A 26,017-nucleotide genomic window follows, 5' to 3' on the forward strand; every position below is an offset into this window, starting at 1 on the left:
GGGGTCGCGGTCAGGGATCAGGGATAAGTGCAGATCAGCCTGCCGCCCGGCGCACTCGCCGGGCGGCAGTTGCAATCACAAATCCGCCGCGTCCCGCAGCCGCACGCCATCCAAATCCGCGGCATTCAGCGCGTCATACATCACCCGGTCGACCACCGGGTCGATCGACATCAGCGTCTGGCGGAATATGTGCGCATTGCCGACGCGCTCGTCTCGAAATACGAGATTGGCGCCGCCCACGACGCTGTAATACAGCTCGTCTTCGCCGGTCAGAAAATTCCGGTCGTACTTTTTCTTGACCCGCGACGCTCCCACATCCAGCGCATCGAGCGTGCGAATCACGCTGCAAAAATAATACTGCGGTCCTGGCGAGCCGTCGGCCTGCGTATAGTCGCAAGCGCTGAATACAAAGGCCTCGGGATCGACGGATTCGAAGACGTGCCTCAACGACTCCGAGACGATCCAGATGCCGCACCACTGCTCGAATTGCCGAAGCGCCCCGCCTTTTTCCAGCACATGGACGATGTGCGGCCGTTCGCAATATTGCGAAGGATCGCCGTCGGGCGCTTCCATCGTGTACATGCCGGGCCGAATCAGCTTTTCCTCGTTGGCGATTACCAGGCCCGGGCCAATGCCATCGCCCCAGTGGCTTGCGCTAAGGACGAAGTATTTCCCCTTCTGCGATTCAAACGTCATCACGTGAGCATTCTCCGGGGCAAGCCTCGCGCGTCTGAACGGCCAGGCGTTGGAAGTCGGTAGCGGCAAATCGGCCAGTCAGGCCGGCGTGCGAGGGAACTCAAGGCTCACAATCGTAACGCCAACAAGCGCCACCGCGATTATGCAGACGGCCGCGTCTGCGTCAGCCCCGTGGGCGGCCCGTCGATCGCCGTCCACCCCGCATCCACCGCCAGGCTGCTGCCCGAGATATAGCTCGCGGCATCCGATGCCAAGAACGCCACCGCAGCACCCACCTCGGAAGGCTGGCCCCAGCGGTTCAATACCGTGTGGCCGGCGTAGGTGTTGTAGATCTCGGGACGTTCCTTCAGTGGCTCGGTCAGACGGGTCTCGATAATGCTAGGCATCACCGCATTGACGCGCACGCCGTAGCTGCCGACCTCGGCCGCAAACGCCTTGACCATCTGCTCGATCCCGGCCTTCGTGGCCGCGTAAATGCCCAGCCCGGGCTCGATCGTCACGGCGCGCATCGACGAACACAGGATCAGGCTGCCCGCGCCCTGCTTCATCATCGGCCGGCCGAAGTGGCGCATGAAGTGAAACGCGCCGCGCAGGTTCAAGTTCACCACCTGATCGAACTCGTCTTCCGTGTAATCGACGATCAGCTTGCGGATGTTCAACGCCGGCGTCGCCACCGCAATGTCGATCCTTTTTTGCTCGGTTAAAACCCTGGCGGCCAACTGCGCGATGGACTCGCCGCTGGCGGCATCGGTCTGCATCCAGCCGGCCGCGCCGCCGCCGTCGATGATCTGCTGCCCGGTGGCCTGCGCGCCGCCTTCGTCGCGGTCTGCGCACATCACGTAAGCGCCCATCGCGCCCAGCGCGTGCGCCGACGCCTGGCCGATGCCTGACGCCGCACCGAGTACGACCGCGACCTTGCCTTGAAGACTGAATAGTTGGGGATAGTTGGTCATGAAGCTTTGGTGAGAACGGTTATGGATATGGACTGGCTCGCCGCGGGTATCGGGCTGCTGTTGAGGGATGCCGATCACCCGCCGCGACCGTCGGACTGCCCAAGGCGCGGACGCTTGGCTATTATCCTTGCATGACCCAAGTCCCGCCTACCGCAATCGCGACGCAGATCGATGACGCCAAACACATCATCGAACGCCATCTCGGCGTCCGCCTCGCCGCCATCCATCTGTTCGGCTCCGCCGTCGACGGCGGCCTGCAACCTCACAGCGATATCGACCTGCTCGTCACCGTGACCGAGTCGCCCGACGCGGACGCGCTCCGTGCGTTGGCGATAGAACTGCTGACGGTCTCCGCGCCACCGGGCCAGTCGTCCAGTTTGCGCGCGCTTGAAGTCACCGTGATGACGCTTCAGCATGTCGTGCCTTGGCGCCACCCGGCCCGCCGGGAGCTTCAGTTTGGCGAATGGCTGCGCGAAGACTTGCTGGCGGGCATCGTGGAGCCGCCCATGCAAGACCACGACCTCGCCATCGTTCTGACAAAGGTGTTGGGCCACAGCATCCCGGTCGTCGGCCCGCCCGCCGACCAGCTTTTTGAAGCCGTTCCGCGCCAAGATCTGACGCGTGCGCTGCTCGACACCGTTGCCCAATGGAACCTGCCGGAAGACTGGGCGGACGACGAGCGCAACATCATCCTGGCGCTGGCGCGCATCTGGTACACGGCTGAAACGGGAGAAATCGCGTCGAAGGCGGACGCGGCGACGTGGCTGCTGGCGCGAATCGAACCGCAGTATCGGCCGATCCTCAACCACGCGCGGGCGATTTATCTTGGGCAAGCGCCGGACGATCTGGCGCAGCGGCATGCGACTGAAACCGAGGCGTTCATCACTCACGCACGTCGAGTCATCGAGGGTCTTTGCTCCGCCCATTGACGGCGGATCTGGCGCATGACATTCATTGCGCCTCGCGTCATCGGGAGGCCAGCTGGCCGCTGGCATTACTGCTGAAGCGCAAGGCGGGTGCAAGCAACACGGCGTGCCGCCTGCCCCCCTATGCTCGGTGCGGCGACTTCCGAACCTGCGCATCAAGTCGCAGATTCGGAACTCGGTCCGTTACTGCTGCGAAGAACCGATCTGCAGAACCGAAGCGTCGCGCTGCATATATCGGTTCATGATCTGGCTAAGAATCGGGTTGCCCACATTCTCAGCTTTCGGAGCAGTCAAGCTGACGACCGCCGCGCATAGCTTGCCAGCCTGAACGGTCCGCCCCTTCACATCGGCCTGCACCGCCGCTGCCATGCCCTGCTTCCACGCAGCGCCAACACCATCGACCGCCTGCTGGGCGACGGCGCAATCTGCGTACGACAAAGCAATCACAACCGCCGGCGCATCCTTGACCTGCACATCGGCAATGATGCCCCCAAAGTAAGGCGGAATGCCGCGCCCACTGGACGCCGCGGCCGCCTGAAGCTTCTGCTTCGCGCTATCCAGATCGGCGGGCGATCCCGACAACACCTTGGCCGGATCGACCCCTTGCAGACCAAACACCGGCGAGATGACGGCCGCTTGCACGATCTTCCCCCCATCCGCAGGCACGGCTTCCTTCAACCCGGCCACGGCAGCCGCCACGATCTCGCTGTCCGCAACGGACGGCGCAGTCTGGGACAGCGTCTTCATTCCCGTCGGCCCTGCCGCCTGCACCAACGCCGTATCAAGCGGCAAGACAAACGTCGGCATGCCCATCGTGCCCCGCCACGGCTGCTGCCCGGTGGCTTTGGTCAGATCGGGCTTATTGGGCTCACCGTTCGCCATCAGGCCGGCCACATCGCCGTCCACCGGTTTGAACTCAGCCTGCTTCAGTCGATCCACAAACTTCGCCGCAGCTTGTTTGTCCTTCAGCCCCCAGTAGGTGACATTGCTGGGCGACTGGCCAAATCCGGCGAAATAGGACAACTCGTCGAACGGGATATGGGCGCTATCGGACCATTTGTCCAGACCGTGGCCAATGAATTGAAGGGGAGTGATGGTTTGTGCGATGGACAGCCGGCGCATGGCGTCGGCGGTGGGGCCGGCCTTTTCAAGGCTTCGCCAGGCTTGCACGTTGAGGAAAGATATCTGTATCGCTTCAGGGGCGCTCAACACCACCTGCGGTACTTGCTTCAAGGCCTGCTGTAAGGTTTGCGTGCTGTCGGGTGCAGCCACCGACGTACCACTAACAGTCATCAAACCAAGTGCAAGGGCCTTTAAGCGCATCCGATATCTCCTGTTGGTTGTTACCTAAATGAGATCGGGCAGTATATCAATGGTCTGACACCATTTATGGCCCCCCGATGAGCGGCCTAGGCGTTCGACGGCGCCGTCGCGAATCGGATTGTTCTTATTGGCATCCCTCTTCGCGGCCGATTAGCCTCCACAGCACCATCACCGCTATTCGAACGCGCGCCATGACCAACGATGAAGCTCTCATGATTGCCACGAACACCGTCCTGATCTTCATTGCCTCGTCCAGCGCCAGGAAGAGCGCGCTATCTTCCAAACCCAATGTTGGACGGACTGCGATCGGCATTTTCCTGGTCTGCTTCGCAACGGTGTATCTGGTTGCGTACTACGTCAGGCTTCTTCCGTTCGACAAAAGCCTGCTGTCCGCCGCAGTAACGGCCCCCATATTCACCTTGGCTTTCTATGGATTCCGCTGGGGATGGTCACGGAGCAAGAGATAACGAAACACCACCCCCCGTCCGGTCAAAAATGACGAAAGCCCGCGGTTAAGCGGGCTTTCGGCGTCATGCTTACGGCTTGAGGCCGGTTTATGCCGGCCGCAGGATCACTCCCACTCAATCGTCGCCGGCGGCTTGCTCGACACGTCGTACACCACCCGATTGATCCCGCGCACTTCATTGATAATCCGCGACGAAACGCGAGCCAACAACGGATGCGGCAGCGGCGCCCAATCCGCGGTCATGAAGTCAAACGTCTGCACCGCACGCAGCGCCACGACATACTCATACGTACGCCCGTCGCCCATCACCCCCACCGACTTCACCGGCAGGAACACGGCAAACGCCTGCGAGGTCAGCTCGTACCAGGTCAGGCCGCTGGCCTCGTCCTTGGTATTACGCAGCTCTTCAATAAAGATCGCATCGGCACGGCGCAGCAGTTCGGCATATTCATGCTTCACTTCGCCCAGGATGCGCACACCCAGACCCGGACCCGGGAACGGATGGCGATACACCATCTGCGGCGGCAGACCCAGCGCCACGCCCAGTTCGCGGACTTCGTCCTTGAAGAGTTCGCGCAGGGGTTCCAAGAGTTGCAGGTTCAGCGTGTCCGGCAGGCCGCCCACGTTGTGGTGCGACTTGATCGACGTGGCCTTGCCCGTCTTGGCGCCGGCGGATTCGATGACGTCGGGGTAGATCGTGCCTTGGGCCAGCCACTTGGCGCTTTGTTGCTTGCCGGCTTGTTCCTGGAAGACTTCGACGAATTCGCGGCCGATGATCTTGCGCTTGGCTTCGGGGTCGGCGACGCCGGCCAGTTTGCCCATGAATTGCGCGGTGGCATCGACGTGAATGATCTTCACGCCCATGTTTTCGGCAAAGGTCTGCATGACCTGTTTGCCTTCGTCCAGACGCAACAGGCCGTGGTCGACGAAGACGCAGGTGAGCTGGTCGCCGATGGCCTTGTGGATCAGTGCGGCGGCAACCGAGGAGTCCACGCCGCCGGACAGGCCCAGGATGACTTCGTCCGTGCCGACCTGCTCGCGGATGCGGGCGACGGCTTCAGAGACGTAGTCGGGCATGTTCCAGTCGCCCGTGCATTCGCAGATTTCGTTCACGAAGCGGGCCAGCATGGCCTTGCCCTGGACGGTGTGCGTGACTTCGGGGTGGAATTGGACGGCGTAGAAGCGGCGGTCTTCGTCGGCCATGCCGGCGATGGGGCAGGACGGCGTGGAAGCCATCAGCTTGAAGCCCGGGGGCAGCTCGGTGACCTTGTCGCCGTGGCTCATCCAGACCTTGAGCATGCCGTGGCCTTCGGGCGTGCTGAAGTCTTCCAGGCCTTCGAGCAGCTTGGTGTGGCCATGGGCGCGGACTTCGGCGTAGCCGAACTCGCGGTGGTCGGAGAAGCTGACCACGCCGCCCAGTTGCTGCGCCATGGACTGCATGCCGTAACAGATGCCCAGCACGGGAACGCCCAGCTCGAACACGGCGTGCGGCACGCGCATGGAGCCTTCTTCGTAGGCCGAAGCGTGGCTGCCGGACAGGATGATGCCCTTCAGACCCTGCGCCTGCTGTTCGCGCACGAAAGCGTCGTCGACGTCGCCAGGGTGGACTTCGGAATAGACGCCGGCTTCGCGAACGCGGCGGGCGATCAGCTGGGTGACTTGCGAACCGTAGTCGAGGATAAGAATGCGCTGGTGCATGGAGACTCTACCCGTTGGAAATAAAACCGCACCGGCAGACCCGCTGTTCTTTGCGGATCTGCCGGTGCGTGATGCATGACATTGTAGTTGACTGTGCGGATCAGTCGGCGCGGTAGTTAGGCGCTTCCTTGGTGATCTGCACGTCGTGCACGTGGGACTCGCGCACGCCCGCGGAGGTGATCTCCACGAACTCGGTCTTGGTGCGCATGTCGTCGATGGTGGCGGCGCCGCAGTAGCCCATGGAGGCGCGGATGCCGCCGACCAGTTGGTAAATGATGGCGAGCACGCTGCCCTTGTAGGGGACGCGGCCTTCGATGCCTTCGGGGACCAGCTTGTCGGCGTTGTTGGCCGGGTCCTGGAAGTAGCGGTCGGCCGAGCCTTCCGTCATGGCGCCCAGGCTGCCCATGCCGCGGTACGACTTGTACGACCGGCCTTGGAACAGCACGACTTCGCCGGGCGCTTCTTCGGTGCCGGCGAACATGCCGCCCATCATGCACGCGAACGCGCCGGCGGCCAGCGCCTTGGCGACGTCGCCCGAGTAGCGGATGCCGCCGTCGGCGATGAGCGGAACGCCCGTGCCTTCCAGCGCCTTGGCGACTTCGGAGATGGCGTGGATTTGCGGCACGCCGACGCCGGCCACGATACGCGTGGTGCAGATGGAGCCGGGGCCGATGCCGACCTTGACGCCGTCGGCGCCATGTTCGACCAGCGCGCGCGCGGCGGCAGCGGTGGCGATGTTGCCGCCGATGACTTCAACCTTGGGATAGTTCTGCTTGACCCAGCGCACGCCTTCGAGCACGCCCTTGGAGTGGCCGTGCGCGGTATCGACGATGAGCACGTCGACGCCAGCAGCAACCAGCTTTTCCACGCGTTCTTCGGTGTTGCCGCCCACGCCCACCGCCGCGCCAACGCGCAGCTGGCCTTGAGCGTCCTTGCTGGCCATCGGGTGTTCGGTGTTCTTGACGATGTCCTTGACGGTGGCCAGGCCACGCAGTTCAAAGCCGTCGTTCACGATCAGCACGCGTTCCAGACGGTGCTTGTGCATCAGGGCCTGCGCTTCTTCGAGCGTGGCGCCTTCCTTCATGGTGACCAGGCGTTCCTGCGGCGTCATGATGTTGCGCAGGGGCTGATCCAGGTTTTCTTCGAAGCGCAGATCGCGGTTGGTGACGATGCCGACCAGCTTGCGGCCTTCGACGACCGGCAGGCCCGAGATGCCATGCTGGCGCTGCAACGCAATGGCGTCGCGCACTTTCATCTGGGGGGTGACGGTGACCGGATCGATCACGATGCCGAATTCGTGGCGCTTGACGCGAGCCACTTCACGCGCTTGGGCGTCGGCGGAGAGATTCTTGTGGATGATCCCGATGCCGCCTTCTTGCGCCATGGCGATGGCCAGACGCGATTCGGTGACGGTGTCCATGGCGGCGGACACGAGCGGGATATTCAGGCTGATATTGCGAGTCAGGCGCGTGGCCAGGGAGGTGTCGCGCGGCAACACCTCGGAATACGCAGGCACCAACAACACATCGTCGAAGGTGAGCGCTTTTTGAACGAGACGCATGGGTAACTCCGGGCGCAAAGCAAGATTATACGCCGCCAGCCTGTTTTGACTAGGTGTTAACCATAGGTCTGGGTAGATATTTATGACACTTGATCGGGCCCCAATTTGCGGACTGCGAATTTTTCGCCTGGGCTGCAAACCGATTCATGACGAGCCTGCCGGAGGACGTCCGCCGCCATGCGCTGAATCTGGCGTGGCCGGCCGTCACGCATTGACGCGCGCGCCGGCCTGCTTTTATGTTCATGTACACGTTATCGACTTTGTGGGGATCATCGTCATGCCGCAGTTGGTCTTGCTTCTGCTGGGCGTCCCTTACCTGCGCCAGCGCTGGCGCGCGCTGGCCATCGCGGGCGCGGTATTCCTCGTGGCCGGTATCGTCGTGTTCATCGATGCGCTGGACGACGCCCTGTACTTTCCGCTCAACGCCTTTGCCGTCCTCTTCATCATCGAAGGCCTGGGCACGCTGCTGATCGCTTCCAGCGGCGTCGGCGGCCAGCGCGTGCTGCGCTATGCAAAAGGTCTGTTCGTCCTGATCGCGGGCGGGCTGATTCTGGCGGGGCATCATCACGGCCACTTTGTCCTGTCGATGATCTTCGGCGCGCTGTTCCTGGTGGATGGGTTGCTGCAGTGCATCGCGGGGTACGTCGTGCGCTACGAGCGCTGGCGCTACGCGTTTGCCGGCGGCGTGGCGGAAATTCTGCTGGCGATCTTCTTCTTCCAGCCCTATCCCACGAATTACGTCGGCACCGTGCCGTATTGCCTTGGCCTGTTCCTGGGCATTGCCGGCGCGAAGCTGCTGTGGCTGGCGCGCCGCGTGCGGCATCTGGCCTCCAACCCCGCCTTTGCCGCCACGCAGTCGGTGGGCTTTGCGCCTGCCGGGCCGGAACAGGCCACGCCGCAAATCTGGGACGGCCCGCCCGCCGATTCCGAGCGCGCGCTGACCGTCCATGTCTGGACGCCATCGGGCTCGGCCAAGGCGCAGACTCGCAGCTATCCGCTGGTGGACCGCTACATCGCGGCGGTCGACGTCAACGGCGTCATCTCCACCGGCCACGCGGCGCTGGAGTCGCCCGAAGGCGTCTACATCAGCCTGTACCCGAAGGAAGAAATCGACCGGTCGCCCGACGACTTCGGCGCGCTGCTTCGCGCCACGGCCGACAACGACATCCCTGGGGTCTATCAGCCCGATTACGTGACCGAGTCGAACGCCTGGTGCCCCTCGAACGTGCGCGTGCGGATCCGCAACTACGACGCGGACAAGCTGGCGGCCTTCTGGCAGGAGTACCGCAAGAACACCACCTACAACCTCACCCACCGCAACTGCTCAAGCACCGTGTCGCGGGCGCTCGACGCCGCGCTGGACGGCGTCGTGGGGCGTCTGCATGGCGGCGAAGCCGGCTGGCGGGTGCTGATCCGGCTGTTGCTGACGCCTGAGCTCTGGGTGGCCGCGCAAATCCGCAAACGTGCGCTCACGATGGCCTGGACTCCCGGCCTGACCCTGGATTACGCGCGGGCCATGAGCATGCTGGCGGATCCGCGGCCATTCGGGTGGTGGAAGATGTCGCAGCACGCGCTGCGCCGGATCGCCGAATTGCGCGCGGGATGGCGGACCCAGGACCGGGAATCGCCGGCCCGCCGGCCGCGGACCTGAACCGCGCGCACGCTGTTGCAATTGAAGCCTGGAGAATCGCGGGGCGCGGGCGTAACGTGAAAACGCGGCGCCCCGCGGACCGCCCGAACGGATTTTTGCGGTATGTTTCTGCAAACCCCGACGGATCCCGACGATGCAGTCCGACGAAAACTACCTGCTTTATGACGGCGATTGCCCCTTCTGCTCGAACTACGTGCGGATGATGCGCCTGCGCAAGGCCGCAGGGCCCATCGCCATGCTGAACATGCGCGACCATCCCGACCTGGCCGCGCACCATCGCGCGCAGGGCTACGACTTGAACCAGGGCATGCTTTTGCACCTGGACGGCCGCGACTATTGGGGCGCGGACGCCATCCACCGGCTGGCCTTGCTCAGCACCGGCAGCGATGTGTTCAACCGCCTGAACGCCACCATCTTCAGCAACGCGTGCCTGTCCAAGGCGCTGTATCCCTTCATGCGCACCGGCCGCAGCCTGACGCTGACGTTGCTGGGCAAGAAAAAAATGCCTTGACGCGCTTGCGGCGCGATTCCCGCACAATGCGGGCGGCCAGGCGCATGCCTGCGGAACGCACGACTGCGCGACCCGCAAGCAGCACGCCGGCCACCCGCAAGCCTCTTCACCCCAACAACCGGAACTGACCTGATGATCTACATCTTTGGCGCCCTGCTTCTCGCGTCCACGCTGGCCGCTGCCGTCTACCGCCGCATGCAGCGCAGGCCCGACGACTCCGGCCGCGCCATGTCGCGCGACATGCTGGCCGGCGCTGCGATCTTCACATTCATGGGACCGGCCGTCGCCATAGTGCTTATCGCCGTGACCATGTCCATTGGCGCCCAGGATCCGGAACTACTCCTGTTCGGTCTCTATGGGCTGCCGTGGGCGTATCTGTTTGGCGGCTTGCCGGCGCTCTTTTGCGGGATGACGGCGGGCGCGCTCAAGCCGGTCACGCCGTCGTGGCTGGCCGTCCTGCGCATGGGGCTCATTGGCGCGGCGTATGCCTTTGTCTTCTTGCTGACGTTCGGCATGCGCGAAAGGTCGTTGGCAGCGCTGGGATTTCCGCTGTTCATGGGCGCCCTGCCCGCCGCTGTCGCCGGTCTGCTGTGCGCGCGGGTGTTCTACGGCAAGCCGGTGGCTATTCGCTAGTCCAGTTCAAATCCGGCGACGCGGCGCCGTGCGCGTGAAAGTACAACAGCGCGGATGCCGCCTTGGAACGGTCCACGCACTGGAACTGCGGATAACTGCCTGATTGGCCGCCCGCCACCAGGTCCTGGTCGTGATCCTCGGATTTGGCGGGGTCGATCAGCGTGTGGATCCGCGTGTCGCCGCCGGATGAGATGAACACGACATAGGCGCCCTCGCCGCCGCCGATCGACATGACGGTGTCGTCGTCAATCACGAAGGCGGTCGAGCTGAAGACCGCGCCATCCAGCCTGTCCAGGGCGGCGAGCAGGTCGCCGTCGGTGGGGGTTTCATGTGCGCGCGTCACTACCTCTTCGCCATGACGCATGTCTTCGATGATTTTGACGATCTTCACAGTGCTCCAGTCGCCGGTTGACGGCGGGTTATGGGTGATTCCATGCAACGGGAATCACGGCCGATACTACATTGGTCGCGATCCAAGCCGCCATGACCGCGCTTGAACGTTAGCGAATCACCGAGCGCGGGGCGCGCGCGAGAAGAAGAATCGCAGCATCTCGGCCGTCGCATCCGGACCAGTCCGATCCGTGTAGGACCCTTGATCCGATCCGCCTGCCCAGGCATGGCCGGCGCCGTGGACGTCCCAGCGTTCGGCGACGATGTTGCCCGCGGCGTCGCGGTACACATGCCGGGTGCTGTCGCGCTTGCTGCCGGCGCCCGCCACGCGAATGGTTTCGACACGCACGTCGGGCCTCACGCAGGCCGCGATCACGCTGTCGGCATTGGCCGGATGCACGGTGGCGTCGCGGTCGCCGTGAAAGACGATGACAGGTACGCCGTTGCTGGCCGGAGCGGCGGTTTTCAAGCCCACGCCCTTCATGGCGGATAGCGCCGACGGCAGATCCGACGCCGCGCCCGCAGCCAGCCCCGAATGCACGCCTGCCGCCGCAAACAGCTCCGGATAGGCGCCCGCCAGAATCGCTGCCATGGCCCCGCCCGCCGACAGGCCCGCGACATACACGCGCGTGGGATCAATGTTGTGGGCGGCGATGATCTCGCGCGTCATGCCGGCCAGGATGGACGGCTCGCCACGGCCTTGCTGCTGGTGGTTGTGCTTGAACCAGTTCCAGCACTTCTGCGGATTGGCGTCGCGCGATTGCACGGGATACAGCACATGGAAGCCCTGCTCGCGGGCGGCCGCATTCATGGCGGTGCCCGCCGCAAAATCGTCGGCGTCCTGCGTGCAGCCGTGCAGCATGACGACCAGCGGACGCGGCGCGCCATCCGGATTGGGCGGCACATACAGCTTGTAGGCGCGCTGCCCGGACGAATTGCGGAATGACCCCGCCGTGAAGGTATCGCCCGCGGCGGCGGGTTTTGGGACGGGCTGCGCAGCGTCGCCGGAAACGTGCGGCGCCGCGTCGGACGCCCCGGCGGAATCCGGAACTTCCCAAGCCTCGACATCGATGACGTCGGCATCGTCCTGCCGGCGCGGCGCGGCGGGCAGCCCGCCTCGCAGGGCGGCCTGGATTGCTGCAGTTGCCGCCGATAGATCGCCGGCCTGGGTGAGCTGGGTAGCCCGGTGCATGAGGTGCTGGAAATCAGGATGCATGGAATGACCTTTTTCTGCGCCGCCAGGATCAGCGGATGCGCTGACGCAAGGCGGCTTTGACGGCGGGGCTGGCATGTAGCGCCCCCAGTACCGTCAGGGATTCGATCGTGGCGAGCGCAAGCTCGGGCGTGACGTCGGAGGCAATAGTTGCCAGGCCCAGCACCCGGATCTGAAGCATTTCGCCCGCGGCTTGAACCGCGAGCAGATCCTGGGCGGTGTAGTGCTGGATGCCCAGCACCAGCGTCTTGCGGCTGACGGCCTGGCGCACGGCGTCGCCGTGGGTGGCAAGTTGATTGCGGATGGCCGTGCGGATGAGGTCCGTGCGGTTGGCGTAGAACCCTTCCTGGACGAGCAAATCAATCTGGCCCAGGTCGACATAACCCAGGTTGATGGTGATTTTTTCGTCCGCAGGCTTGGGCGTGGAGGCGAGTTGAGAGGTGCGAGGCGGCATGGATCGAATCATAGACCATCCACTTGGATGGTCTATGGATGTTTCAACTTGATAGATGTGTCTTGTCATCGGGGCGGGTTTGAGTGCGCTGGTCTTAGGGTGCCGGTCTTATTAACGCTGGCAAGGCGGACGCCGCTCCGTTACCGTCGTCGTGAACCCCAGGGGATTCCTATGGCGCCACGCCTTGCATCGGGATTGCTCGTGTCACTTGCCTGCTCCGCGGCGGCCCTCGCCCAGCCGGTTCCGCCCGACCTGTATGGCGCCCTGATCGTCTCTTCAACCTATCGTTATTACGCCTCGATCCTGTATGGCACCGACGCCGCGGCCCGCCGCAGCGCGCTCACCGCTTGCCAAGAAGATGAACCCCGCGCCACCTGCGCGGTGTATGCCAGCTTCAGGAACCAATGCGTGGCGGTGGCCGCGAACGGCGCGCAGCACATCGTCGCCATCGGCGACAAGGCGTGGGACCGGCAGCGGACCGGCGATTACAGCCTGGGGTTATGCCGCGACCAGACGGGTTCCGGATGCAGACTGGTGCTTAGCGCGTGCTCGACCCAGGCGCAGCAGCTGGAAGACCAAAGCGTCCGCGCGGACCGGGACGGGGTGATTAGGGCGGATTTCCAGGCGAATCACGCCGCCCCGCTTGTCCGATGAATTACAGTCTGTCGGGCAACACTCACCCGAAAGGAAAGCATCATGGAAAATCCGTTTGGCGATTCCGACGAGCCGTCCAGCGACCATCGGCAGTATCTGGTCCTGATCGCGGCCTCCAAAGACAACGCCGCGCTCGCGCAAAAAATCCTGGAAAACATCAAGACGCACGTGGATGAGCGCGCCGCGCCTTTGTGGATCGACGCGAAGGGAATCGGCGTGCTGGTGACGACGGAACTGGTCGCCTCCGAGATCTGGCGCGAGATGTTCCAGAAAGCGCCTGGCCAGGATTATGGCGACACGCGCAACCTGCTCATTCTGGAAATCGGCAAGGACTGGGCCGCCCGCCGGGACGACAAGATCGAACACTGGTTGGCCAGCCACGTCGGCGCGCCGCTGTCTGCGCCGAACCGTCCCAAGCGCCGCTAGATATAAGGCTGGCTCACGCCTGTCCTTGGCTTGCCGCAGTTTCCGGGCTGTTGCGCCTGGCCACGCGCTGCAGAAACGCATCCAGCGCCGGGTTGTCGTGCTGCGCGTGCCAGGCAAGGTACATGTCCGCGTAGAGATCGCGCTGGCCGATCGGCCGGAACACGACACCTTCAAAACGCAGCTCGCGCGCGGAATCCGGCACCAGGCCCACGCCCAGCCCGGCCCGCACCAGCGCCAGCAACGTGTGCGTCTGCCCGGCGCGCTGCACATACTGCGGCTGCACATCCGCCAGGCCGAAAGCGCCCACGATGCGGTCGTAGAAATACTTTCCTTCGCGAGGCGAATACAGCACAAACGGCTGCCCCTGCAGCAACCGCAGCGGCACCGTGGCGTGCTCGCACAAGGGCGAATCGGCGGGCAGCGCCAGCACCAGCGGTTCGCGTTCAAGCAGGCGCGACTCGATGCCTGCCTGCTGCGGCACGCTGCGCGCCAGAATGGCGTCCAGTTCGTGGGCCAGCAACAGGCGGCTCAACTCGGTCGTCACGGTTTCGCGCAACTGGATCTCCACGCCCGGCAGCAGCTTGCGCGCCTGCATGATCAGCGACGGCATCAGGCGATACGAGGCCACGGCCGTAAAACCCAGTTTGATGTAGCCGGCTTCACCACCGGATGTGCGGCGCGCGGTGGCGGCGGCCTGCGCCGAAAACTCCAGCAGGTGGCGGGCATCGCGCAGAAAGCGCCGGCCCGCGGCGCTCAGTACGACCTGCCGGCTGTTGCGCTCGAACAAGGTCACGCCTAGATCCTGCTCCAGCAACTGGATCTGGCGCGACAGCGGCGGCTGCGTCATGCACAGGCGTTCGGCGGCGCGGCCGAAGTGCAACTCCTCGGCAACGGCAATGAAGCACTCGAGCTGGCGAAATTCCATCGATTCAATCCTTGAATTGATTGATGCTATTTATAGCTCGAACGGCTATCCATGGACAGGCATCCCTATACTCGGCTGCAGGGCTGGATTCCGGCCCGCGAAGCATCAGGAGCCTTACCCCGCAGCACCATTTTTTGCGGCCCTGCCGCCATCAACGCCATAAAAGAGAAAATCCATGGAGACAAAGAACACCGCCCGGATCCGCGTCCGGCTCCTCGCCGCGGCGCTGGCCCTGGCCGCCACCGCCGCCGTGCCGCACGCGGCCAGCGCCGCAGGCTATCCGGAACGCCCGATCAATCTCATCGTCCCCTTCTCGCCTGGCGGCGGCACCGACATCTCGGCGCGCCTGCTGGCTGCGGCCCTGGGTGAAAAATTCTCGTCGTCGGTGGTGGTGGACAACCGCCCGGGCGCCGGCGGCCAGATCGCCGCCGACCTCGTGGCCCGTTCGCAGCCCGATGGCTACACGCTGCTGTTCGCGAACTCGGGCATGCTCGCGATCAACCCCTGGATCTACAAGCTGCATTCAGACCCGGTCAAGGCGTTTGCGCCCGTGTCGCTGTTTTCGGACCTGCCGTTCGTGCTGGTGGTGCCCGCCAGCCTGCCGGCCAAGAACGTCGCGGAACTGGTCACGCTGACCAAGTCCCAGCCCGGCAAGCACACGTTTGCCAGCTCGGGCACGGGCGGCGCCCCCCACCTGTCCGGCGAGATCTTCCAGGAAGCCACCGGCGTGGATCTGGTGCACGTGCCCTACAAGGGCGGCGGCCCGGCGATGACCGATCTGATGGCCGGCCGCGTCGACATGCTGTTCGCGTCCGTCCTGGAGACCATGCCGTACGTCACGGCCGGCAAGCTGCGCGCGCTGGCCGTCACGGGCGCGGCGCGCTCGCCCGCCATGCCTGACGTGCCCACCATCGACGAAGCCGGCGTGAAGAACGCGCAGAGCGGCTCGTGGACGGCGGTGCTGGCGCCGGCCGGCACGCCGCAGGCTGTGATCGACAAGCTGTCCGAGGCGATCCGCGCCGTGGCCGCCGATCCCGCGGTCAAGGCCAAGCTCGAATCGCAAGGCGCCGTGGCCCACGGCTCGACGCCAAAGGAACTGCAGGATCTGGCCGCTAGCGAGCGCGAACGGTATGGGCAGATAATCAAGTCCCGCAATATCCAGACCAACTGATTCCGGTCCCGGCCCGCCTCGGCGGGCCTTTCCTTCTTACTTATATAAGCCGTATCCATGACTGCATCCCCTCCCGCTTCCGCCGCCGATCTGCTGATGGTCGGTCCCCTGCTGCCCGACCTGGTGGCCGATCTGGAGTCGCGCTACCGCGTCCATCGCCTCTGGGAAGCCCAGGACCCGGCGGCACTGCTGCGCGAACATGGCGCCGCCATCCGCGGCATCGCCACCAGCGGCCGCTTTGGCGCGACGAAGGAATTGATCGACGCCCTGCCCGCCCTGGAAGGCATCTTCAGTTTTGGCGTGGGTTACGACACCATCGACATCGCGGCGGCCAAGGCGCGCAACGTCGTGGTCACCAACACGCCGGGCGTGCTGGACGCCTGCGTGGCCGATACCGCGCTGGCGTTGATGCTGGCCGTCTCGCGCCGCATCGCGGAAGCCGACCGCTTCGTGCGCGCCGGCCGCTGGCCCACCGAAGGATTCGGCCTGGGTTCGCGCATGACCGGCAAACGCTGCGGCATCGTCGGCCTGGGCAACATCGGCCTGCAGATCGCCCGCCGCGCGCAGGCCTTCGACATGGAGATCCTGTACACCAACCGCAAGCCGCGTCCCGACGCGCCCGAGGGCTACCGCTATTGCCCGGACATCGTCGAGCTGGCCGCGCAGTGCGACTTTCTGGTGCTGGCCGTGCCGGGCGGCGGCGCGACGCGCCACATGGTGAACGCGCAGGTGCTCGATGCGCTGGGTGAAAATGGCTGGCTGATCAATATCGCGCGCGGCACGGTGGTCGATGAAGCCGCGCTGGTGGCGGCGCTGCAAAACAAGCGCATCGCCGGCGCCGGCCTGGACGTGTTCGAGCACGAACCCGCCACGCCCCCGGAACTGAACGCCATGGACAACGTGGTGATGCTGCCGCACATCGCCAGCGGCACCCACGAAACGCGCCGCGCGATGGCGGACCTGATGCGCGCGAATCTGGATTCGTGGTTCCGCGAAGGCCAGGTGCATACGCGCGTGGTGTAAGGCGGGGCCGCTGACTATATATATAGATGTACGCGCGGCCTGCCGGGTTGATCGGCAGGCCGCTTTTCAAACAGCTCATCTGACCGTTCTTCAGGCAGTGTCCACCGCCGGTCGATCGATCGTCCGCTGCGAGACAGGCATGGTGCGATCACAGCGTGCCCAACCCGAAGCGCGGTTGTGCCGGTCGTGCAGGTAATCCCAGTTGGCGCCGCACTCGCCACAAGTGAACGCCTCGTGCGTGACGCCACGTTGCGCCAGCGGCAACGACCGGACATAGCCCAGGCTGATCAGATTGTCATGCCCCGGCGCCCCCGCCTGGTCCACGGTGATGGCCGAGCATTGGCCGCACAGCATCCTTCCACTCCCTTTCATTCTGCTTTCAGGGAATGGTACGGACGAACGAATGCGCAAGGCTCAACAATTCTCACATTCGGTATTTCAGAGTTACCCAATGACCGCTTTCGGGGCGCCATTGCTGAAAACACCGACGCCTGCCGGCAATCCTGACGGACTATACTGGATATATAAACAGTATTTTCCGCCATGCCGTTCAAAACCCCGCTCTCTCACGCCGAGCTGCGCTTCATCCGCGAGCGTCAGCCCTGGAACCCCGATGTGATCGCCCTGCTCTGGGAGGTCAAGCGGCTGCGCTCGATCCTGCTGCGCGCCTATCAACTATCCGGCGACTTCAAGCGTCCGGCCGGAATCACCGGTGAACTCTACGACGACTTCATGCGCGACCTGCAACACGAACCGTGCGTGCTGGAGCGCGACGACATGAAGGACGCGCTGATGGAACCCTCCAACCGGCTGCGCAAGGGGATGGCGCCCAGATAGCACTGGAGCGCGGGCAGGCGCGGGAGTATCGTCAAGGCGCACCCCTGGCTCCGAACGGAGGCATCTCATGCCTGACCATCCGCAAGCAGAACTCGAAACCGGCGCGTCCCAACAGGGAAATCTCGTGCAATTCCTGCTGTGGATTGCGGCACGTCCCCGCACGTATGCCGAGACCATGGAAGCCTGGCGTACCCACTGCCCCAGGCTGTCGGCATGGGAAGACGCCACGGCAAATGGCCTGATCGACATGACGCAGGAAGAAAGCACCGTGAAGGGCGAAGCCGTTTTGGTGCTGACGGAAAAAGGGCGCGCACTGCTGGCGTCCAATGCGGACTTACCCTAAGTCCTTGAAATAACTCGCGGTAATTAAAAATGCGATGTCATTCGCATTTAGGGAATTTACTTATGCCTTTTTAGTATTTGTAAGGCGCATACTCGAGCGGCCAGAATTCGTCCTTGGCATAAATCAAGACCAATGGAACTCCGTCAACTCGAGGCCTTCGCGGCCGTCATGTCCACCGGCAGCGTCACCGCGGCCGGACGGCTGCTGGGACGCTCGCAGCCGGCGATCAGCCGGTTGCTGCAGGAACTGGAGGCCGAGATCGGCTATCCCCTGTTCGCGCGCAGCGGTCCTCGCGTGACGCCGACCGAACAGGGCTTCCTGCTTTATGACGACGTTGAACGCGCGCTGACCAGCCTGCAGCAGATTCGTGGCCGGGCCGATGAAATCGCGCGCGGTCAGGCGCAGCCGCTCCTGGTGACGGCTACGTCGGCCCTGGCCGCCGGTCTGGTGCCGGCCGCCCTCAAACGCATTGAAGACCGGCTCGGGGCCGCGCGCGTGCAGTTGCGCAGCGCCTCGCCCGAACGCGTGGTGCACGCCGTGCTGTCGGGGGCCGCGCAATTGGGCGTGACCAGCCTGCCGCTGGAACACCGCGGCCTGACCGTGCACTGGATTGCCCAAGCCCCGTGCGTGGCCGCCGTGTCCGAAGACGATCCCGTCGCGCAGCATGCCGTGGTGCCGGTGTCGGCCCTTGCCGGACGCCGCCTTATCACGATGGCCAATCCCTACCGCCTACGCCGCCGGCTGGACGCCGCACTCGCGAACAACGTGCAGGCGCTGGGCACCATCGAAACCAATTCCTCCGTCAATGCCCTGGCCGCGGTCCGCGCCGGGCTTGGCGTGTCGGTGCTGGAACCCGTGACCGCCTACGGCTCGCCGATGGCGGGCGTGGCGATCCGGCCCATCGACATGGACATCCCCTTCTTTTTTGGGGTCATCACCCCGCAGTCGCAAACGCTGACGCCGGCCTGCCAGGCCATGGCGGATGCGCTGGCCGACGCCGCCGCGGACTTGCTGCCCGGCTTCGTGCTGCACGACGCCTGCGAGCATTCGGCGCTATTGCACTCGATCTACGGCGATGACGCCCCTGTTATGGAAACACCCGCATCATGAATCAGCCCATCGCCACCCCGCCGCAAGGCCTGCCCGCCCTGGAGGCGCGCCTTCGGCAAGACCTGTCCTGGCTGGAACTCCCCGCCAAGAACTGGGTGACGCCCCGGCTGGTCGACGGCCAGCAGGTGCTGGACGTGGCCATCATCGGTGGCGGCATGGGCGGTCTTGCGGCGGCCGCGTCGCTCAAGCATCTGGGCATCGACGCCCCGATCTTCGATCAGGCGCCCGAAGGCTACGAAGGCCCGTGGGCCACGACGGCCCGCATGGAAACGCTGCGCTCGCCCAAGCAACTGACCGGTCCCGCGCTGGGCCTGCCCGCGCTGACCTTCCGCGCCTGGTTCGAAGCGCAATTTGGCCTGGACGCCTGGGAAGCGCTGGACAAGATCCCGCGCCTGCAATGGATGGACTACCTGCGCTGGTACCGCCGCGTGCTGAACCTGGACGTGCGCAACGACCACCGCATCCTGTCCGTGCAGCCGCGCGCCGACAAACTGGTGGAACTGGACATCCAATCGCCCGCCGGGCGCAGCACCATCCTGGCGCGCCGCGTCGTGCTGGCGACCGGCCGCGACGGCCTGGGCGGCGCCTATGTGCCTGATTTTGCAAAGAAGCTGCCGCGCGACCGCTGGGCGCATTCGTCCGACGTGATGGACTACAACACGCTGGCCGGCAAGCGCGTGGGCGTGGTGGGCGCGGGCGCGTCCGCCATGGACAGCGCCGCGACCGCACTCGAAGCCGGCGCGGCCAGTGTCGACCTGCTGATCCGCCGCAACGACATCCCCCGCATCAACAAGGGCAAGGGCGCGGGCAATCCCGGCCTGACCCACGGCCACCTGACGCTGCCCGACGAATGGAAGTGGAAGATCCGCCACTACATCAACGCCGCGCAGGTGCCGCCGCCGCGCGGCAGCACGCTGCGCGTGTCGCGCCATCCGAATGCGTTCTTCAATCTGGGCTGTGGCGTGCTGGACCTGGCGCTGATCGATGACGAAATCCACGTCACCACGCCCAAGGGCGTCTTCGTGCTGGACTTCCTGATCTTCTCCACGGGCTTTCGCATCGACTGGACCGTGCGCCCGGAATTCGCGCCGCTCGCGCCTCACGTGCGCGCCTGGGGCGACCGCTACACGCCGCCCGCCGGCGAGGAAGACCAGGAACTGCATGACTCGCCCGACCTGGGCGCCGTCTTCGAATTGCAGGAAAAGACGCCCGGCGCCTGCCCCGGCCTGGATCGCGTCCACTGCTTCTCGTATCCCGCCGCGCTGACGCAAGGCACGATCTCGGGCGACATCCCCGCCATCAGCGAAGGCGCCAAGCGCCTGGCGCAAGGCATCGCCGGCCTCTTCTACCGCGAAGACGTCGCCACGCACTACGCCAACATGGAAGCGTTCTCCGAGCCCGAGGTGTTTGGCGATGAGTGGACCCCAGCCCCGGCACCGGCCCCGACGTCAGCTCAAAACGCGGCCGCGGCCACGCAGGCGGAGACCGCGCAATGACCGCATGGCTGCTACGCCGCGTGGCGCAAGCCGCCGTGGTCGTGTTCCTGATGACGCTGATCGTCTTCGTGGGACTGCACGCCATCGGCAACCCCGTGGACATCCTGATCGGCCAGGACGTGGACCAGGTGGACCGCGCGCGCATCATCGCCGAACTCGGCCTGGACAAGCCCCTGTGGCAGCAGTACCTGGCCTTCCTGAACGGCGCGCTGCACGGCAACCTGGGCAACAGCTTCGTCTACAACATCCCGGCAATCGAACTCGTTATCCAGCGCCTGCCGGCCACGCTTGAACTGGCGATCACCGCCCTGTCGTTTGCCGTCATCGTCGGCCTGCCGCTGGGCCTGTTCGCCGGTCTGTACCCCGACAGCCGCGCGTCCAAGATGATCATGGCGGGCAGCATCGTCGGCTTCTCGCTGCCCACCTTCTGGGTGGCGCTGATGCTCATCATGGCGTTCAGCGTGTCGCTCGGCTGGCTGCCGGCCAGCGGCCGCGGCCAGACGGTGGAGTTCCTGGGCTTCCAGTGGTCGTGGCTGACGGCCGATGGCTGGCGTCACCTGATCCTGCCGGCGTTCAACCTGTCGCTCTTCAAGATTTCGCTGGTGATCCGCCTGACTCGCGCCGGCGTGCGCGACGTGATGCCGCTGGACTTCGTGAAGTTTGCGCGCGCCAAGGGCCTGTCGCCCTTCCGCGTGGTCTGTGTGCACGTGCTGCGCAACACCATGATCCCGCTGGTGACGGTGCTGGGCCTGGAACTGGGTTCGACCATCGCATTTGCCGTCATCACCGAAAGCATCTTTGCCTGGCCCGGCGCCGGCAAGCTGATCCTGGACAGCCTGAACGCGCTGGACCGCCCCGTGATCGTGGCCTATCTGATCGTGGTGGTGTGCCTGTTCGTGACGCTGAACCTGATCGTCGACATTCTGTACAAAGTGCTGGACCCCCGGGTGCGGCTGGAGGCCACGGCATGAGTTCCGTATCCAATACCGCGCAGGCGCCCGCCCTGCGCCGCGAGTCGCCGTGGCGCCGCAACCTGGCCGAGTTCCTGTCGTCCAAGACGGCGGTGCTGGGCCTGGTGGTGGCCACGCTGCTGATCCTGGCCGCCGTGCTGGCGCCCTGGATCTCGCCGCAGAACCCGTATGACCTGCTGCAGATCGACGTGCTGGACTCGCGCCTGCCGCCCGGCACCATGAACGGCCTGGAGACCTTCCACTACTGGCTGGGCACCGACGGCCAGGGCCGCGATCTGCTGTCCGGCATCCTGTACGGCCTGCGCATCAGCCTGATGGTGGGCGTGGGCTCGGCACTGATCGCCGGCGTCATCGGCACGCTGCTGGGCCTGTTGGCCGCCTACGCCGGCGGCAAGGTCGACGCCTTCATCATGCGTCTCGTGGACCTGATCCTGTCGTTCCCGTCGATCCTGGTGGCCATGATGATCCTGGCCTATCTGGGCAAGGGCGTGGGCAACGTGGTGCTGACGTTGGTGATCCTGGAATGGGCCTACTACGCCCGCACCGCGCGCGGCCAGGCCCTGGTCGAGCGCCGCCGCGAGTACGTCGAAGCCGCCCGCTGCCTGGACATTCCCAACTGGCGGATCATGTTGAAGCACATCCTGCCCAACTGCCTGCCGCCGCTGATCGTCATCGGCACGCTGCAGATCGCGCGCGCCATCACGCTGGAAGCCACGCTGAGCTTCCTGGGCCTGGGCGTGCCGGTGACCGAACCGTCGCTGGGCCTGCTGATCTCCAACGGCTTCCAATACATGCTGTCCGGCGAATACTGGATCAGCTTTTACCCCGGCATCGCGCTCTTGATCACCATCGTGGCGATCAACCTGGTGGGCGACCGCCTGCGCGACGTGCTGAACCCGAGGACCCACAAATGACCGACCGCTCCGCCTCGGCTGGCGCGCCGGCCACGCTTGAAGTGCGCAACCTGCGCACGCAGTTCCATACCCGCGCGGGCGTGCTGCCCGCCGTGGATGGCGTCTCTTTTAAGCTGGAACGCGGCAAGATCCTGGGCCTGGTCGGTGAATCCGGCTCGGGCAAGTCCGTCACGGGCTTCTCCATCATGGGGCTGGTCGACGCGCCGGGCCGCATCGCCGGCGGCGAGGTCCTGTTTCAGGGCCGCGATCTGACCAAGCTACCCGCGCGCGAACTGCGCAAGCTGCAGGGCAATCGCATCGCGATGATCTTCCAGGATCCGATGATGACGCTGAACCCCGTGCTGCGGGTAGACGTGCAGATGATCGAGACCGTGCGCGCCCATACCAAAATGAGCAAGGCCGAAGCCCGCATCCTGGCGCGCGACACGCTGGGCATGATGGGCATCCCCAGCCCCGAGGAACGCCTGCTGGCCTATCCGCATCAACTGTCCGGCGGCATGCGCCAGCGCGTGGCCATTGCGATTGCCATGCTGCACCGCCCGGACCTCATCATTGCCGACGAACCGACCACCGCGCTGGACGTCACCATCCAGGCGCAGATCCTGTCCGAAGTGCAGAAGCTGGCGCAGCAGCACGGCACCAGCCTGATCTGGATCACGCACGATCTGTCCGTGGTGGCGGGCCTGGCCGACGACGTGGCCGTCATGTACGCCGGCCGCATCGTCGAACACGGCAAGGTCGACGACGTGCTGGACCGTCCGCAGCATCCGTACACCGTGGGCCTGATCGACAGCCTGCCCAGCAACAATCAGCGCGGTCAGCGCCTGCGTCAGATTCCCGGCATGACGCCGAACCTGCTGCACCTGCCGGCCGGCTGTGCGTTCTCGGCGCGCTGCGCGCGCGCCACCGCCGCCTGCGGCCAGCAACCCGGCATCACCCAAGCCTTACCCGAACACGACGTGCGCTGCTTCCATCCTTCCATCCAGATCCACCGCGAGGTGGCGGCATGAGCGCAACCGCCCACGCCCCCACCCCGCTGATCGACCTGCGCCAGGTCAGCAAGCGCTTCGGCGAACGCAAGATCGGCGCCGCCGGCCGCGCGATGCAATCGCTGGGCCTGTCCAAGCCGCCTGCGATCACGCGTGCTGTCGACCACGTCGACCTCATCGTGAACCCCGGCGAAGTCGTCGGCCTGGTCGGCGAATCCGGCTGCGGCAAGTCCACACTGGGCCGCATCGCGGCCGGCCTGCTCACGCCCTCCGGCGGCGAAGTCCGTATCAACGGCAAGCGCCCCGCCGACATGAGCGCCGCCGAGGCCCACGCCGCGCGCCTGAAAGTGCAGATGATCTTCCAGGATCCCTACGCCAGCCTCAATCCGCGCCTGCGCGTGGACGAGATCGTCGGCGAGGCGGCGCGCATCCATGGCCTGGTCGGCAACGGCGACTTCGACGACTACGTCAGCACGCAGCTCGAACGCGCCGGGCTGGACCCCGCCCTGCGCCAGCGCTACCCGCACCAGTTCAGCGGCGGCCAGCGCCAGCGCATCGGCATCGCCCGCGCGCTGGCCGTGCAGCCGTCCATGCTGGTCTGCGACGAAGCCGTGGCCGCGCTCGACGTGTCGATCCAGGCGCAGATCCTGAACCTGTTCATGGACCTGCGCGAAGAGCTGAACCTGACGTATCTCTTCATCAGCCACGACCTCGGCGTGGTCGAGCACCTGTCCGATCGCGTGGTCATCATGTACCTGGGCCGTGTCGTGGAAACGGCGACCGTGGAAGAGGTCTTCCAGCGTCCCAACCACCCGTACACCCAGGCGCTGCTGGCCGAGATTCCCACCCTGAAGTCGCGCCACAAGATCTTTACCGCGATCAAGGGCGAGATTCCCAGCCCGCTCAACCCGCCCACCGGCTGCCATTTCCATCCGCGATGTCCGCATGCGATGCCGCGCTGCAAGACCGAGGTTCCCACCCTGAAGGGAATCGCCATCAACCACCTGAGCGCCTGTCACCTGAACGACATGGCCTGACGATCAATGACTGCGGCACGACCGCCGCGGTCAATGGACCCACTCCGTTCCCCCTCTACCAAGGATTCCGGACAATGAAACGCCTGATTCTCTCGACCCTCACCGCCGCCATCCTGGGCGCTTCGGCCGCTGCCTCCGCCGACAATCTGTCGATCGGCTTTGCCGACCCGCTGTCGTCGCTGGACCCCCAGTTGAACAACCACGCCGGCGACCGCTCGGTGGCCCTGCACTTCTGGGATCTGCTGATCGAGAACAAGTGGAACAAGCTGCAGCCGGGTCTGGCCGTGAGCTGGAAGCCGCTGGACAACACCACCTGGGAATTCAAGCTGCGTGAAGGCGTCAAGTGGCAGGACGGCACGCCGTTCACGGCCGACGATCTGATCTACTCCTACACCCGCGCCCGCGGCGTGCCCGGCAGCGTCGCCACGTACGCCGGCTACCTGCGCACCATCGACACGATGACCGCCAAGGATCCGCTGACGCTCATCGTCAAGACCAAGGCCCCGAACCCCGATCTGCCGCTGAACCTGGCGTCCATCCACGTCGTCAGCAAGCACGTCGGTGAAAAGTCGTCGACCGAAGACTACAACTCGGGCAAGGCCATGGTCGGCACCGGCCCCTACAAGTTCGTCTCGTACACCCCCGGCGACCGCGTCCTGATGGAACGCAACGACGCCTATTGGGGCGACAAGCAGATCTGGGAAAAGGTCAACTACCGCTACATCAACAACGCCGCCGCCCGCACCGCCGCCCTCTTGGCCGGCGACGTGGACGTGATCGACAAGGTCTCGGTGTCCGACCTGGCCAAGCTGCAGAAGGCCTCGAACATCTCGGTCTATCCGTACGACGGTCTGCGCGTCATGCTGCTGCAACCCAGCTTCAACCCCGCGCCCAACCAGTACATCACCGACAACAACGGCAAGCCGCTGGACAAGAACCCGCTGCTGGACGTGCGCGTGCGCCAGGCGCTGAACCTGGCCATCAACCGCAAGGCCATCGCCGACCGCATCCTGCAAGGCGCCGCAACCGAAGCCAACCAATGGATGCCCAAGGGCACCTTCGGCTACAACCCCGAGATCAAGGACATCCCGAACGACGTCGCGCAAGCCAAGAAGCTGCTGGCCGAAGCGGGTTTCCCGGATGGCTTCAAGCTGACCATGCACGTCCCCAACGACCGCTACCCGCAAGGCCCGGAAACGGCCCAGGCGGTTGCGCAGTTCTGGACCCGCGTGGGCGTGAAGACGCAAGTGGAAGTCGTGCCGTGGGCCGTGTACTCGGGCCGCGCCAACAAGAACGAATTCGCCGTCAGCATGCTGGCGTGGGGCAACGGCACGGGTGAAGCCAGCTACGCGCTGGTCAACATCCTGGCCACGGTCGACGCCAAGAAGGGCCTGGGCGCCTCCAACTGGGGCCACTACACCAACGCCAAGGTCGACACCGCGCTGGAGCAATCCACCTCGGAATTCGACGTCGCCAAGCGTGAAGCCATCCTGCGCGACTCCGTCAAGCTCGTGTCCGATGACGTCGGCATCATCCCGCTGTTCCACTACAAGAACATCTGGGCGACCAAGAAGGGCCTGAAGGTCACGCCGATGACCAGCGACCGCACGGCCGCCATGATGGTCACCAAGGTCTCGGACAAGTAA

At 65.0% G+C, this 26,017-nt stretch carries 28 protein-coding genes; 18 read left to right on the forward strand and 10 right to left on the reverse strand.

The annotated features are described in order from the left end of the window. Positions 1–75: 75 nt before the first annotated feature. Positions 76–696 (reverse strand): imm11 family protein, encoded by a 621-nt coding sequence (locus tag CLM73_RS16190; protein WP_105239304.1) that lies wholly within the window; start codon positions 694–696, stop codon positions 76–78. 140 nt (positions 697–836) lie between these two features. Beyond that, complete coding sequence (locus CLM73_RS16195) at positions 837–1,649, reverse strand: SDR family NAD(P)-dependent oxidoreductase (RefSeq protein WP_105239305.1); 813 nt, start codon at positions 1,647–1,649, stop codon at positions 837–839. A gap of 131 nt (positions 1,650–1,780) precedes the next feature. Here CLM73_RS16195 and CLM73_RS16200 point away from each other — a divergent pair, with 131 nt between their 5' ends. Continuing rightward, complete coding sequence (locus CLM73_RS16200; protein ID WP_105239306.1) at positions 1,781–2,578, forward strand: aminoglycoside adenylyltransferase family protein; 798 nt, start codon at positions 1,781–1,783, stop codon at positions 2,576–2,578. Positions 2,579–2,758: 180 nt separating this feature from the next. On the opposite strand, the gene CLM73_RS16205 is transcribed toward CLM73_RS16200, so the two are convergent. After that, positions 2,759–3,898, reverse strand: coding sequence for a hypothetical protein (locus CLM73_RS16205; protein ID WP_234015651.1), 1,140 nt, complete (start codon positions 3,896–3,898; stop codon positions 2,759–2,761). Positions 3,899–4,089: 191 nt separating this feature from the next. On the opposite strand from CLM73_RS16205, the gene CLM73_RS28960 reads away from it, so the two are divergent. After that, the gene (locus CLM73_RS28960; protein ID WP_158685872.1) at positions 4,090–4,365 is read left to right on the forward strand and encodes a hypothetical protein; all 276 of its coding nucleotides are present in this window, start codon (positions 4,090–4,092) and stop codon (positions 4,363–4,365) included. Positions 4,366–4,469: 104 nt separating this feature from the next. Here CLM73_RS28960 and guaA read toward each other — a convergent pair whose 3' ends face one another. Both guaA and guaB read right to left on the reverse strand, forming a co-directional pair. After that, positions 4,470–6,062: a glutamine-hydrolyzing GMP synthase gene (gene guaA / locus CLM73_RS16210; protein ID WP_105239307.1), complete on the reverse strand. Its 1,593-nt coding sequence runs from the start codon at positions 6,060–6,062 to the stop codon at positions 4,470–4,472. Positions 6,063–6,162: 100 nt separating this feature from the next. Continuing rightward, the gene (guaB, locus tag CLM73_RS16215; protein ID WP_105239308.1) at positions 6,163–7,623 is read right to left on the reverse strand and encodes an IMP dehydrogenase; all 1,461 of its coding nucleotides are present in this window, start codon (positions 7,621–7,623) and stop codon (positions 6,163–6,165) included. Positions 7,624–7,900: 277 nt separating this feature from the next. On the opposite strand from guaB, the gene CLM73_RS16220 reads away from it, so the two are divergent. The 3 genes from CLM73_RS16220 (at position 7,901) to CLM73_RS16230 (ending at position 10,418) form a co-directional block, all read left to right on the forward strand. Next, complete coding sequence (locus CLM73_RS16220; RefSeq protein ID WP_105241568.1) at positions 7,901–9,274, forward strand: HdeD family acid-resistance protein; 1,374 nt, start codon at positions 7,901–7,903, stop codon at positions 9,272–9,274. A gap of 133 nt (positions 9,275–9,407) precedes the next feature. Next, positions 9,408–9,785 (forward strand): DCC1-like thiol-disulfide oxidoreductase family protein, encoded by a 378-nt coding sequence (locus tag CLM73_RS16225; RefSeq protein WP_056562054.1) that lies wholly within the window; start codon positions 9,408–9,410, stop codon positions 9,783–9,785. A 132-nt stretch (positions 9,786–9,917) separates the two neighbouring features. Beyond that, positions 9,918–10,418 carry a hypothetical protein gene (locus CLM73_RS16230; protein ID WP_105239309.1) on the forward strand — a complete coding sequence of 167 codons (501 nt, stop codon included), beginning with the start codon at positions 9,918–9,920 and terminating at the stop codon, positions 10,416–10,418. Here CLM73_RS16230 and CLM73_RS16235 read toward each other — a convergent pair. From CLM73_RS16235 to CLM73_RS16245, 3 genes are all read right to left on the reverse strand, one after another. Further along, positions 10,408–10,809, reverse strand: a complete 402-nt coding sequence (locus tag CLM73_RS16235; RefSeq protein ID WP_234015652.1) for an Imm1 family immunity protein — start codon at positions 10,807–10,809, stop codon at positions 10,408–10,410. The two genes, CLM73_RS16230 and CLM73_RS16235, sit on opposite strands and share 11 nt — an antisense overlap. 117 nt (positions 10,810–10,926) lie before the next feature. Further along, entirely contained in the window at positions 10,927–12,024 is a 1,098-nt protein-coding gene (locus tag CLM73_RS16240; RefSeq protein WP_105239310.1) for an alpha/beta hydrolase family esterase, read from the reverse strand. A gap of 28 nt (positions 12,025–12,052) precedes the next feature. Then, positions 12,053–12,475 carry a hypothetical protein gene (locus CLM73_RS16245; RefSeq protein ID WP_056562063.1) on the reverse strand — a complete coding sequence of 141 codons (423 nt, stop codon included), beginning with the start codon at positions 12,473–12,475 and terminating at the stop codon, positions 12,053–12,055. A gap of 171 nt (positions 12,476–12,646) precedes the next feature. Between CLM73_RS16245 and CLM73_RS16250 the strand changes: the two genes are divergently transcribed. Then, positions 12,647–13,129: a DUF4189 domain-containing protein gene (locus CLM73_RS16250; protein ID WP_158685873.1), complete on the forward strand. Its 483-nt coding sequence runs from the start codon at positions 12,647–12,649 to the stop codon at positions 13,127–13,129. Between the two features lie 42 nt (positions 13,130–13,171). Continuing rightward, positions 13,172–13,555, forward strand: a complete 384-nt coding sequence (locus tag CLM73_RS16255; RefSeq protein ID WP_056562068.1) for a hypothetical protein — start codon at positions 13,172–13,174, stop codon at positions 13,553–13,555. Between the two features lie 13 nt (positions 13,556–13,568). Here CLM73_RS16255 and CLM73_RS16260 read toward each other — a convergent pair whose 3' ends face one another. Continuing rightward, positions 13,569–14,480 carry a LysR family transcriptional regulator gene (locus CLM73_RS16260; RefSeq protein WP_105239312.1) on the reverse strand — a complete coding sequence of 304 codons (912 nt, stop codon included), beginning with the start codon at positions 14,478–14,480 and terminating at the stop codon, positions 13,569–13,571. Positions 14,481–14,655: 175 nt separating this feature from the next. Between CLM73_RS16260 and CLM73_RS16265 the strand changes: the two genes are divergently transcribed. Both CLM73_RS16265 and CLM73_RS16270 read left to right on the forward strand, forming a co-directional pair. Continuing rightward, the gene (locus CLM73_RS16265) at positions 14,656–15,651 is read left to right on the forward strand and encodes a Bug family tripartite tricarboxylate transporter substrate binding protein (RefSeq protein WP_056562074.1); all 996 of its coding nucleotides are present in this window, start codon (positions 14,656–14,658) and stop codon (positions 15,649–15,651) included. Between the two features lie 57 nt (positions 15,652–15,708). Continuing rightward, the gene (locus CLM73_RS16270; RefSeq protein ID WP_105239313.1) at positions 15,709–16,674 is read left to right on the forward strand and encodes a 2-hydroxyacid dehydrogenase; all 966 of its coding nucleotides are present in this window, start codon (positions 15,709–15,711) and stop codon (positions 16,672–16,674) included. 90 nt (positions 16,675–16,764) lie between these two features. On the opposite strand, the gene CLM73_RS16275 is transcribed toward CLM73_RS16270, so the two are convergent. Further along, positions 16,765–17,028, reverse strand: coding sequence for a hypothetical protein (locus CLM73_RS16275; protein ID WP_105239314.1), 264 nt, complete (start codon positions 17,026–17,028; stop codon positions 16,765–16,767). Between the two features lie 189 nt (positions 17,029–17,217). On the opposite strand from CLM73_RS16275, the gene CLM73_RS16280 reads away from it, so the two are divergent. The 9 genes from CLM73_RS16280 to CLM73_RS16320 all read left to right on the forward strand — a co-directional run bounded on the left by CLM73_RS16280 (position 17,218) and on the right by CLM73_RS16320 (position 26,017). Beyond that, positions 17,218–17,511 carry a hypothetical protein gene (locus tag CLM73_RS16280; RefSeq protein WP_105239315.1) on the forward strand — a complete coding sequence of 98 codons (294 nt, stop codon included), beginning with the start codon at positions 17,218–17,220 and terminating at the stop codon, positions 17,509–17,511. Positions 17,512–17,578: 67 nt separating this feature from the next. Next, positions 17,579–17,854: a hypothetical protein gene (locus tag CLM73_RS16285; protein WP_105239316.1), complete on the forward strand. Its 276-nt coding sequence runs from the start codon at positions 17,579–17,581 to the stop codon at positions 17,852–17,854. A 132-nt stretch (positions 17,855–17,986) separates the two neighbouring features. Then, a complete protein-coding gene (locus CLM73_RS16290; protein WP_105239317.1) occupies positions 17,987–18,964 on the forward strand; it encodes a LysR family transcriptional regulator in 978 nt (325 codons plus the stop codon). After that, on the forward strand, positions 18,961–20,460 hold the full coding sequence (locus CLM73_RS16295; RefSeq protein ID WP_105239318.1) for a flavin-containing monooxygenase: 1,500 nt from the start codon (positions 18,961–18,963) through the stop codon (positions 20,458–20,460). The genes CLM73_RS16290 and CLM73_RS16295 overlap by 4 nt, the downstream gene beginning before the upstream one ends. Beyond that, positions 20,457–21,431: an ABC transporter permease gene (locus CLM73_RS16300; protein ID WP_056566643.1), complete on the forward strand. Its 975-nt coding sequence runs from the start codon at positions 20,457–20,459 to the stop codon at positions 21,429–21,431. The genes CLM73_RS16295 and CLM73_RS16300 overlap by 4 nt, the downstream gene beginning before the upstream one ends. Further along, positions 21,428–22,345 carry an ABC transporter permease gene (locus tag CLM73_RS16305; RefSeq protein ID WP_056562100.1) on the forward strand — a complete coding sequence of 306 codons (918 nt, stop codon included), beginning with the start codon at positions 21,428–21,430 and terminating at the stop codon, positions 22,343–22,345. The genes CLM73_RS16300 and CLM73_RS16305 overlap by 4 nt, the downstream gene beginning before the upstream one ends. Continuing rightward, complete coding sequence (locus tag CLM73_RS16310; RefSeq protein WP_105239319.1) at positions 22,342–23,355, forward strand: ABC transporter ATP-binding protein; 1,014 nt, start codon at positions 22,342–22,344, stop codon at positions 23,353–23,355. Before CLM73_RS16305 ends, CLM73_RS16310 begins: the two co-directional genes overlap by 4 nt. Continuing rightward, positions 23,352–24,371, forward strand: coding sequence for an ABC transporter ATP-binding protein (locus CLM73_RS16315; RefSeq protein WP_105239320.1), 1,020 nt, complete (start codon positions 23,352–23,354; stop codon positions 24,369–24,371). The genes CLM73_RS16310 and CLM73_RS16315 overlap by 4 nt, the downstream gene beginning before the upstream one ends. Before the next feature lie 74 nt (positions 24,372–24,445). Then, positions 24,446–26,017 carry an ABC transporter substrate-binding protein gene (locus CLM73_RS16320; protein ID WP_105239321.1) on the forward strand — a complete coding sequence of 524 codons (1,572 nt, stop codon included), beginning with the start codon at positions 24,446–24,448 and terminating at the stop codon, positions 26,015–26,017.

Origin of the sequence: Achromobacter spanius, assembly GCF_002966795.1 — a bacterium.
Taxonomy (GTDB): domain Bacteria; phylum Pseudomonadota; class Gammaproteobacteria; order Burkholderiales; family Burkholderiaceae_B; genus Achromobacter; species Achromobacter spanius_D.